Genomic DNA, 10,132 nt, shown 5'->3' with positions numbered 1-10,132 from the left:
CGCCCGCCGCAGGCCCGCGGGCGCGCGCTGCAGGCCGCCGCGCGCCTTGCGGCCGCGGCGGAACTGCTGGCTCCCCACCCCGCCTTCGGGACGGGGGTGCGGGAGCTGACCCGGCGCGCCGCCGAGCTGCGCAGCGGCACGTTTACCGTGGCGCTGTTCGGGGCGTTCAGCGCCGGCAAATCCTCCTTCGCCAGCGCTCTGCTGGGCGAAGCCGTGCTGCCGGTGTCGCCGCATCCGACGACGGCGGCGATCATCCGGGTGATGGCGCCTGGGGACGGACAGCGCCATAATACGGCGCGGATCCGCTTCAAAAGCCGCGAAGCGATGGCCGAGGATTTGGCGTACTCCTTTGGGGCGCTGGGGCTTGGCGGCTGGCAGGAGAAGAATTGGCTGGAGACGGTCAAACATCTGAAAGCCGCCGAGATCCCCGCTGCCGGGAGAGCGCATTTCAGCTTCCTGAAAGCGGCGGCAGCCGGTTGGGAGGCTGCCGAGTCCCTGCTCGGCCAAAGCATCGTCGCGGACGCCGCCGAGTTCGGAAGATTTGCCGCGGAGGAAGAGAAGGCCTGCTTTGTAGCCGATATCGACTTTTATTACGCCTGCCCTTTGACGGAGCAAGGCATCGTGCTGGTGGACACGCCGGGGGCGGATTCCATCCATGCCCGGCATACAGGCGTTACGTTCCAATATATGAAAAATTCCGATGCGATCATTTTCGTGACCTATTACAACCACGCTTTTTCCCGGGCCGACAAACAACTGCTTAGCCAGCTTGGCCGCATGAAGGGCAGCTTTGCGCTCGACAAAATGTTTTTTGTCGTCAACGCGGCGGATCTTGCCGCATCGGAGGATGAACTCGCGGCAGTGGTGGAGTACGTAAGGGACGGGCTGCAAACCGCAGGCATCCGCGAGCCGAATCTGTTTGCGCTGTCCAGCCTGCAGGCGCTGCGGGAGGAACAAGGCGGGGCTTCTGGAGACATGGGCTTTGCCCGGTTCCGGCAGCAATTCGCCAAGTTCCTGGAGGTTGATTTGGGCAGCCTTGCCGCGGCGTCCGCCTCCGCGCTGCTGGAGCAGACGAAGGAGCGGCTGGCGAAATGGATTGCGGCGGCCGATAGCGACGCGGAACAGGCGGAGCGGAAGCTGGCTGCGCTGACCGGCAGCCGCGCCGCTTTTGAAGCCGCAGTCAAGGAGTTCATGGCTGTCGAGATCGGCAGGGAATGGAATCAGGAGAACGAAGAACTGTTGTTCCACGTCGTACAGCGGTTAAGGCTGCAGGCGCTCGATGCGTATGCGGAATATTTTCACCCGTCCCTGCTCCAGGATGGCGCGGGTCCTTTGAAGCGGAACTTCGCCATCGCTATGAGCGGTTGGGTTAGCCAAATTTCGGGTGAGCTGGAGCGCGAGCTGCTGGCGACGACGCTGCGTCTGGAGCGGAAAGCGGAGGCGCTGCTGGCGAGGGAAGCGGATAATTGGTGCCGCGGGAACGGGGCCCGGTTCGATATGCCGCTTGAAGCGCCGGCTCCGTCCGGGGAATGGAATACCCCGGAGATTCCGGAAGGACTGCTGGACAGCGCTTATTTTTCACCGGAAGACTATTGGCCGTATTTTAAAAATCCAAAAGCTTTTTTTGAGGGACAGGGAAAAATGCAGCTGCGCGCCAAACTGGAAGGCCCGCTTACGGAGCGGCTTCAGGAGCTTGTGCACCGCATGCAGGGCGTTTTCCGCGACCATTATGCCGGCGAAATCGAGCAACGCAAGCAGCAAATCGCCGAATATTTCACGGGTCTTTGGCAGGAATGGGAAGACAGTTTGAAGAGCTTGAAGGTTACCGAGGAGGAGCTGGCACATTGGCAAAAAGCGGAGGCGCAATTAGGCAGCTATCGAGAAGAGGTGGAAGCTTTTCATGAAAGATAATCCGGTTTTTGCCTGAGCTATGCAGGCTAACGGACCGAGGCGACCTTATTTGCCCCAAAATACGCCGTTTTCATTTTTAACGGACAGGAGTGCCGCTATTTTCCCGAAAAAGTCCAGAATCGTGCTCTTCAATGTCGAATAAGGTCTGCGGTGTCCGTTACATTTTGCAAACTGTTGATTTTATCGGAATAACGTTGCTGGTGTCCGTTAGGATTGGTTTTATCTCCGAACCTGCCACAACATCGCTGTATTGAACCATGGGGAATTCAGGGAATCTGGAACACACCGGGAATGGATGGCTAAAAAAGGGTCTATTACGTTTTGGTGGAAGCATAGTTTCGCTATTTGTAACTTTTTATCGAAAAATATTCCGAATTTTAATTAGAAGTATTGCAATCTTGGCCATAAAACCTGAAAATAGGTGTAGAGTGTTAAATTATTGTTAACTCAGCGTTAAGGGGGATTTATCGTATCATGTGGGGTGCTCCTGCATCAAGAAGCCCTAAAACGATCATGCTGCTTGGCAGCGGCGAGCTCGGTAAAGAGGTCGTAATCGAAGCGCAGCGCCTGGGCGTTCGCACGATTGCCGTCGACCGGTACGAGCATGCTCCGGCCATGGGGGTGGCCCATGAAGCCCACGTCATCGATATGCTGGATCCGGAGGCTTTGCGATCGCTTATTCTGCTAGTGAAGCCGGATTTGATCGTCCCGGAGGTGGAAGCGATTGCTACTCAGGTGCTGGTCGAACTTGAAAGCGAGGGCTTTACGGTGATTCCAACGGCCACGGCGGCGAAGCTGACGATGGATCGCGAAGGAATCCGGCGCCTGGCTGCGGAGAAGCTGGGTTTGCCGACTGCGGAATACCGGTTTGCGGACAGTTTGGAGGAGCTGGAAACGGCGGTTGCCGAACTTGGTTTGCCCTGCGTGGTCAAGCCGCTTATGAGCTCTTCCGGCAAAGGGCAAAGCGTTTGCCGCAGCCGGGAAGACGTGCAAGTGTGCTGGCGGATGGCGATGGAGGGTGGACGCGCCAAAAACGCGAGGGTCATTGTGGAATCGTTTGTGCCGTTTACGAGCGAGATCACGTTGCTGACGGTCCGTTCGGTTTCCGGGACGGTGTTTTGCCCGCCGATAGGGCATATTCAGCGGGACGGCGATTATGTGGAGTCGTGGCAGCCTCATTTTATGAACGAGGAGCAACTGCGCGAGGCGCAGGACATCGCCCGCAAAATCACCGATGCGCTAGGCGGATACGGCCTGTTTGGGGTTGAGCTGTTTATCACTCCGGACGGCGTCGTGTTCAGTGAAGTTTCCCCAAGACCTCATGATACGGGAATGGTCACGATGGTGACCCAGGATTTGTCGGAATTTGCGCTGCATGTTCGCGCGATATTGGGCTTCCCGATTCCTTCGGTAGAGCTGCTGACGCCGGGGGCGTCGGCGACGCTGAAAGGCGGAGAGGGCCGGGAAGGCGAAGACTTCCAGATCGCGGGAATCGGCGAGGCGTTAAGCCTGCCGCGGACGCAGGTGCGCATATTTGGAAAACCGCTATGCAAACCGGGCAGACGAATGGCAGTCGCACTGAGTGCCGCAGAAGATGTGGAAACAGCTCGCAGCCGCGCGAAGGAAGCGGCAAATCTATTAAAGGTGGTATGGTTCAATTGAGTATTCAGGTGCTTTCTCCGGCTTTGGTCATTCGTAAAGGATGTTGTGACGATTGTCAGCACATGCTTCCGTTAATGCGCCAGCTTCGTTACCCGACAACGCCCAGCGTGCTGAAGGAACGTCTATCCATGCTGGAAGAACATCCGTTGTTCAGCAGTCTGGTGGCAGAATTGGACGGGGTTATTGTCGGAACGGCTTTTCTGAAGCAATATCAAACCCATGATATGAGTAGACCGGTAACGCAGATCACGGCTCTGATCGTAGATGAGAAGCATCGGGGCAGCGGTTTTGGGAAACGCCTGATTGAGGAAGCGGAGAGCTGGGGGCGCCAGCGCAGCAGCTCGGAGCTGATCGTGTCCACGGCACGCGAGAATTACATGTCCGCCAAATCGTTTTACGAGCACCTGGGCTTCACAAGTGTGGGCTATCGCCTAAGCAAGCCGCTGCTGTAAAATGAACGGACTAATTGACCTGATAGTTCTTAATTGATATAGGCTCCCCACTTCTTTTTGGAAGGGGGGCTTTTTTGTGTTCTGAGCCTTGGAGTGCTTTGAGAGCAGCTGCAAAAGTGCAGTTCATTTGTCGTGATTTCTTGTTTTGAGGCGGTTGAAGTGCAAAAGTACATCTGTTCAGAGCCCATTTGATAAAAAAGGCAATTTTAACGGGATATGAAATGCACTTTTGCATTACATTGGCCCGTTTCGGGAGGTTTTGACAAAATTCGCATGCACTTTTGCATTTCGTGGAATTCTGCACCTCGTAGAACGCTGATACTTCGCAGGATACTGTTACTATACAAGATGATATTACCTAACCCAGCCTCGTTCCTGCCTCACTCCTACCTCGCCGCTGCCTACTCCTGCCTCACGCATGCCGCACTTCTGTCTCGTTCCTGCCTCATCCTTTCTCCCGCCTGCCTCATTCCTACCTCACGCCTGTCTCAAGCCCACCTCATTCCCACCTCATTCCCACCTCATTCCTACCTCACGCCTGCCTCATTCCCACCACACCCGTACTCACTGCCACCAGACCGCCACTTCACTTTCAACTAGCTTTACGCCCCAATTCACATGCTTCCTCAACCCGTATGCACTTCAATCTGCAGCAACTGAACTCGCGCCCATTTATCATTTTTCAATCCTCGCACCACAGCAAACTCATGCTCGGCTGCGACTGTTCTTGGGGATTGCGAGGCATCTTTGAAATTTTAAATGTTAACTTTTTAGAAATTAAAACACCATATAAAGTTATTGTACATATCATAAATTGTTCAAATATCTAACATATATGAAATAAACAGTTGACAAAAATCGCCTTTCTCGTGTAAATATGGAGTTGTAGAGGTTTTTATACTGATTTGCGTAAAAATAACTTACACAAACATGACATAATAAAAGGCGGTCAGTGAGAAACGCAAACCATTGTGCAGGCCACCGAAGGGGATTAAGTCCGGTGACCTACACGCATACAATTTCTGGGAGGGTTAAAGGATGAAGGTGAAAAAAGCTTTAGCGGTTTTTTTGGTTTCTTTTCTCATCATGGGTTTGCTTTCGGCGTGCGGTTCCAGCGGGGGAGGAAGCGCGAGCGGCGGTAACGGAGCCGGAGACGGCAAGGGAAGCGGGGAGGCTGGAGGCTCATCCGGCGGTGATTTGACCGTCATCAAGATCGCTTCCCAATCGCCTTTATCCGGCGGATCGGCGATCCAGGGGGAATCGATTAAGCTCGGGGGCCAAATGGCGCTGGAGGAGCGGCAAGCGGAATTTAAGGAACTTGGCTTCGATCTGCAGTATGTTCCATACGACGATCAAGGCGATCAGAAAAAAGGCGTGGCTAACGCCGAGCTGATCGGCGCCGATCAGGCGGTCATGGCGGTGCTGGGGCACTTGAACTCCGGCGTATCCATTCCGAGCTCGGTCGTTTATGAGAAATACAGCATTCCGATGGTATCTCCGGCCAGCACGGCCACGGAATTTACCGACCGCAAGCTGAAGGTGGTGAACCGGGTCGTCGCCCGCGATGATTTTCAAGGGCCAGCCGGCGCTGAATATGCCGTCAAAACGGTGGGTGCCAAAAACATTTTTGTGATTCAGGACAAAACGGCTTACGGCCAGGGGCTGGCTGGCGCCTTCAAAACTGCGGCCGAGGAGCTTGGGGCCACGATCGCGGGTTACGAAGGAATCACGGTCGGTGAAAAAGACTTCAACGGCGTCCTGAACCAGGTGCTCAGCAAAAAGCCGGACTTCATCTTTTTCGGGGGGATGTATGCGGAGGCCGGACTCATTGTGAAGCAGGCGCGGGAGAAGGGCATTACCGTTCCGATCATGGGCGGGGACGCGCTTGATTCCTCAGGGATGGTCGACATTGCCGGGGATAAATTGACGGAGGTGGCCTACAGCTCCGTATCGACCGACATCACCAAATCGAATCAGGCCTGGGCGGATAAATATAAGGAGAAATTCGGCAAAGCGGTCGAAAACTATTCGGCATATTCCTATGACGCGATGAACGTTATTTTGAACGGAGTGAAAAAGGCGATTGAAGCTAACGGCGGTAAGCTGCCGGCGCGTGAACAGGTGCGCGACGCCGTGCGGGCGACCACCGATTTCGATGGGGTGGCCACGAAAGTCAGCTTTGATGACATAGGGGACAACAAATACGCGAAGGTGTTCATCTATAAGTTTGAAAATCAATCATACCCGGGCGCGATGGTTTCGGAAATTGAACAGCTCAAATAAGCTCGTACAGACTTCTAAAAAAGGGGTTAGGCCATAATGGATACGATCCTGCAAACTCTTCCCCAGGTATTGGTGGACGGCCTTACTTTGGGCGCGGTTTACGCCGTGGTGGCGATCGGGTATACGATGGTTTACGGCATTCTTGAATTCATTAATTTTGCCCATGGCGAAATATTTATGACCGGCGCTTTTGTAGGGACGGCGGTGCTGCTGGGGATGAGCTCCGCCGGCTGGCTCGGCGCTCTGCCGGCCGGATTGGCTTATTTTCTGATCCTCGCCGCGGCGATGGTGTTCACGGGGGTGATGGGAATCGGGATCGAGCGGGTGGCCTACCGGCCACTCCGCAATGCTCCCAAATTGATCTCCCTGATCTCCGCGATCGGCGTCTCCTTTCTGCTTCAGGATATCGTGCGGTTTATCGCCGATTTGCGCACCGGCAACTTCGTCATTACCGGCATTTCGCTGTACGGCGATAACCTCATGCTGGGGGCGTCGTCACTGTGGGGCGGGTTTAACGACGCTTTTCTGAAAATAAACACGATCATCGTCGTGGCCGTTGCCGTCGTCCTGATGATCGGTCTTGATCTGTTCGTCAACCGGACCAAGTGGGGCAAAGCGATGCGCGCCGTGGCCCAGGACCGGGAGACGGCGGCGCTGATGTCAATCAACGTCAACAAGGTGATCGCCTTGACGTTTTTTATCGGCTCCGCGCTTGGCGGCGGCACCGGCGTGCTGTTCGCCCAGCAATACGGAACGATCGACCCTTACATCGGTTTTATTTTGGGCATGAAGGCATTCACTGCGGCGGTGCTGGGTGGAATCGGAAATATCCGGGGCGCGATGTTCGGCGGATTGTTTATCGGCGTGCTGGAAATGTTCTCCTCGGCCAACCTGTCGGTCATAACCGGCGGAACGCTGGGCGGGGAATACAAGGATGTCGTCGCTTTTCTGATTTTGATAGCGGTCCTGATTTTCAAACCGGAGGGGCTGTTCGGCAGAGCCCTCAAAGAGAAAGTGTAGGTGAAACTTCATGAATCGCCTGAGTGCATGGCTGGAACACAGCAAAGCCGCGCAAGCCGCGCTTTTTTCGTTGTTTGTGATCGTTACGGCCGCAAGCGTTTATTTTTCGGATAAATCAGTGGTTGCGTTTTTGCTGCTCCTGGGTTCCTTACTGCTGCTTTATTACACTACGTTTCCGGTTTCCATTAAATGGACGGTCGGAGCCGTTCTGGTGCTGCTGGTCATTCCGTTCGCCACTTCGGGCGGGCCTTCGCATCAATCCTATATGGAGGTCGCGACGCAGTGCGGCATTTACATCGCGATGGCGCTTGGCCTCAACATCGTGGTCGGGTTCGCCGGCTTGCTCGATCTGGGGTTTGTCGCTTTTTTCGCCGTCGGGGCTTACACGTACGCGATTTTTGCCACCCCGCAGGCCAATGAATTTATTTCCGGCAATCTGTTCCCGTTGTCCGGCGGAGCCTTCTGGATCTTTATCGCGATCGGCGGGTTGATGGCCGCATTGTTTGGCTTGCTGCTTGGCCTGCCGGTGCTGCGCGTCAAAGGCGATTACCTGGCGATCGTCACGCTGGGCTTCGGCGAAATCATCCGGATTATTTTCAACAATTTGGATAAGCCGGTGAATATTACGAACGGAGCGATGGGGTTGTCTTCGATTCAGGCGCCCAGCTTGTTTGGCTACAAGTTTACATTTCCGAACCAGTATTATTTTATCGTGGTGTTCATTTTGGCGCTGGTCATCTTCAGTGTTAAGAAACTGGAGCATTCCCGGCTTGGACGGGCTTGGAAGGCGATCCGGGAAAATGAAATCGCCGCTCAATCGATGGGCGTGCCGCTGATTCGGACCAAGCTGACCGCTTTTGCCATCGGGGCTTCGTTTTCCGGGATGATGGGCGTTGTGTTCGCCGCCAAGCAGACGTTCATCGATCCGACCAGCTTTACGCTGCTGGAATCGATTACGATTTTGGTCATGGTGCTGCTGGGCGGTATGGGCAGTGTGCCGGGGGTCATCCTCGGCGCGGCGCTGGTGACGATCCTCAATTTGCAGGTGCTGACGGAGCTGACCAATTGGCTGAACCAGCTGACGCTGCAAGGGGTGCTCAATATCCCGAACTCGATTTCCCCGTCCAAAATGCAGCGGCTCATATTCGGCGCCATCCTTGTGCTTATCGCGATATTCAGGCCTAATGGCTTGATTTCGGCCAAAAACCGCAAGGTGGACGGCGAGCGCCTTAGGGGCCGGCGTTCTTCCCCCGTGCTTTCGCTTCGGCAGCAAGGCAAACAACAGAGCGGAGGTGTTGGCAAATGACCATTTTGAAGGTGCAGGGGCTTGTGAAACGCTTCGGCGGACTGACGGCGGTGGGCGGCGTCGACTTTTCGTTCCCCCGCGGTAAAATATCCGCCGTAATCGGGCCAAACGGAGCCGGTAAAACGACTTTTTTCAATATGATTACGGGCATCTATGCGCCGGACAAAGGCGTGATCGAATTGGAAGGGAAATCGATCGTTGGCGTCAAACCGCATCAGGTGGCAAGCCAAGGAATTGCCCGGACGTTCCAAAATATCCGCCTGTTCGGCAGCATGACTGTGCTCGAAAACGTGATGGTCGGCAGGCATATTCATTTGAAAGCGGGGGTGCTCGGGACTTTGCTATCCTTGCCGAAATTTCGTCAGGAAGAGGAGCGAGCCCAGCTTAAGGCTTACCGGCTGCTGGAATTTGTCGGCCTGGCGGAGCTGCTCAACGAGCAGGCGGGAAGCTTGCCCTATGGCGCGCAAAGACGGCTGGAGATCGCCCGGGCGCTGGCGGCGGAGCCGAAGGTGCTGCTGCTGGACGAACCGGCGGCGGGCATGAACCCGCGGGAAACGGCGGAGCTGATCGGACTCATCCGGCAGATCCAGGAGAATACCGGGATGACGATTATTTTGATCGAACACGATATGAAGCTGGTGATGGAGTTGTCCGAGCATATTCTGGTGCTGGATTACGGGATGAAGATTGCCGAAGGCGGCCCTGAGACGATCCGCAGCCATCCGAAAGTGATTGAAGCGTATTTGGGAAAAAGCGCGGTTACTCCGGAAGCACGCAAGCTTGAGGTGATTTTATGAGTCTCTTGGAGCTGCGCGAAGTCCGCGCATATTACGGCGCCATCGAAGCGTTGAAGGGGATCACCCTCAAGGTGGAGGAAGGGGAAATCGTCTCGCTGATCGGCTCGAACGGCGCCGGCAAATCAACGACGCTGAAAGCGATATGCGGACAGGTGAACACCTCCGGCGAAATCCGCTTTACCGGGAGCGAGATGTCTTCTCTGCCGCCGCATCGGGCGGCGCTGAAAGGGATTGCGCATGTGCCGGAGGGGCGGCGTATTTTCCCGCGTCTGACGGTGAAGGAAAATCTGGAGCTGGGGGCGTTCTCCACTCGCGACAAAAAGGCGGTCAAACAGCGGATGGAGCGGGTGTTTGCCTATTTTCCGCGGCTGAAGGAGCGGCTGGGGCAAATGGGCGGAACGATGAGCGGCGGGGAACAGCAAATGCTGGCCATCGGCAGGGCGCTGATGATGGAGCCGAAAATCCTGCTGCTCGATGAGCCGTCGATGGGGCTGGCCCCGATCATTGTGGAGCAGATTTTCGAAATCATTCAGGAGTTGAACCGGGAAGGCATGACCGTGCTGCTGGTGGAGCAAAACGCCTTTCAGGCGCTGCAGATTGCCCATCGCGGCTACGTGATGCAGACCGGGGAAATTTTGCTGGAGGATGAAGCCGGCCGGCTGCTGTCCAACGAGCAGGTTAAGGAGGCTTACCTGGCCTAA

The 10,132-nt window shown here is 55.5% G+C and carries 8 protein-coding genes; all 8 read left to right on the top strand.

Features of this window, described 5'->3' with window-relative positions:
• Positions 1-1,911: dynamin family protein (locus ACLD72_RS22075; RefSeq protein WP_458476157.1), on the top strand; the 1,911-nt coding region annotated here is incomplete at its 5' end.
• A gap of 474 nt (positions 1,912-2,385) precedes the next feature.
• The gene (gene purT / locus ACLD72_RS22070; protein ID WP_411002060.1) at positions 2,386-3,573 is read left to right on the top strand and encodes a formate-dependent phosphoribosylglycinamide formyltransferase; all 1,188 of its coding nucleotides are present in this window, start codon (positions 2,386-2,388) and stop codon (positions 3,571-3,573) included.
• Positions 3,561-4,025, top strand: a complete 465-nt coding sequence (locus tag ACLD72_RS22065; RefSeq protein ID WP_411002059.1) for a GNAT family N-acetyltransferase — start codon at positions 3,561-3,563, stop codon at positions 4,023-4,025. The genes purT and ACLD72_RS22065 overlap by 13 nt, the downstream gene beginning before the upstream one ends.
• Positions 4,026-5,063: 1,038 nt before the next feature.
• Entirely contained in the window at positions 5,064-6,308 is a 1,245-nt protein-coding gene (locus ACLD72_RS22060; protein ID WP_411002058.1) for a branched-chain amino acid ABC transporter substrate-binding protein, read from the top strand.
• A 36-nt stretch (positions 6,309-6,344) separates the two neighbouring features.
• Positions 6,345-7,328 (top strand): branched-chain amino acid ABC transporter permease, encoded by a 984-nt coding sequence (locus ACLD72_RS22055; protein ID WP_411002057.1) that lies wholly within the window; start codon positions 6,345-6,347, stop codon positions 7,326-7,328.
• Positions 7,329-7,338: 10 nt separating this feature from the next.
• Positions 7,339-8,634, top strand: a complete 1,296-nt coding sequence (locus ACLD72_RS22050; protein WP_411002056.1) for a branched-chain amino acid ABC transporter permease — start codon at positions 7,339-7,341, stop codon at positions 8,632-8,634.
• The gene (locus ACLD72_RS22045; RefSeq protein WP_411002055.1) at positions 8,631-9,431 is read left to right on the top strand and encodes an ABC transporter ATP-binding protein; all 801 of its coding nucleotides are present in this window, start codon (positions 8,631-8,633) and stop codon (positions 9,429-9,431) included. The genes ACLD72_RS22050 and ACLD72_RS22045 overlap by 4 nt, the downstream gene beginning before the upstream one ends.
• A complete protein-coding gene (locus tag ACLD72_RS22040; RefSeq protein WP_411002054.1) occupies positions 9,428-10,132 on the top strand; it encodes an ABC transporter ATP-binding protein in 705 nt (234 codons plus the stop codon). Before ACLD72_RS22045 ends, ACLD72_RS22040 begins: the two co-directional genes overlap by 4 nt.

The sequence above is a fragment of the Paenibacillus lacisediminis genome (genome assembly GCF_046567315.2).
The sequence above is the reverse complement of the archived record's forward strand: the minus strand, read 5'-3'. Positions and strand labels throughout refer to the sequence as shown.

What these genes read in the sequence shown, in the direction of transcription:
- purT (WP_411002060.1), top strand. Translation starts at nt 2,386, where the DNA reads ATGTGGGGTGCTCCTGCATCAAGAAGCCCTAAAACGATCATGCTGCTT.
- ACLD72_RS22065 (WP_411002059.1), top strand. Translation starts at nt 3,561, where the DNA reads ATGGTTCAATTGAGTATTCAGGTGCTTTCTCCGGCTTTGGTCATTCGT.
- ACLD72_RS22060 (WP_411002058.1), top strand. Translation starts at nt 5,064, where the DNA reads ATGAAGGTGAAAAAAGCTTTAGCGGTTTTTTTGGTTTCTTTTCTCATC.
- ACLD72_RS22055 (WP_411002057.1), top strand. Translation starts at nt 6,345, where the DNA reads ATGGATACGATCCTGCAAACTCTTCCCCAGGTATTGGTGGACGGCCTT.
- ACLD72_RS22050 (WP_411002056.1), top strand. Translation starts at nt 7,339, where the DNA reads ATGAATCGCCTGAGTGCATGGCTGGAACACAGCAAAGCCGCGCAAGCC.
- ACLD72_RS22045 (WP_411002055.1), top strand. Translation starts at nt 8,631, where the DNA reads ATGACCATTTTGAAGGTGCAGGGGCTTGTGAAACGCTTCGGCGGACTG.
- ACLD72_RS22040 (WP_411002054.1), top strand. Translation starts at nt 9,428, where the DNA reads ATGAGTCTCTTGGAGCTGCGCGAAGTCCGCGCATATTACGGCGCCATC.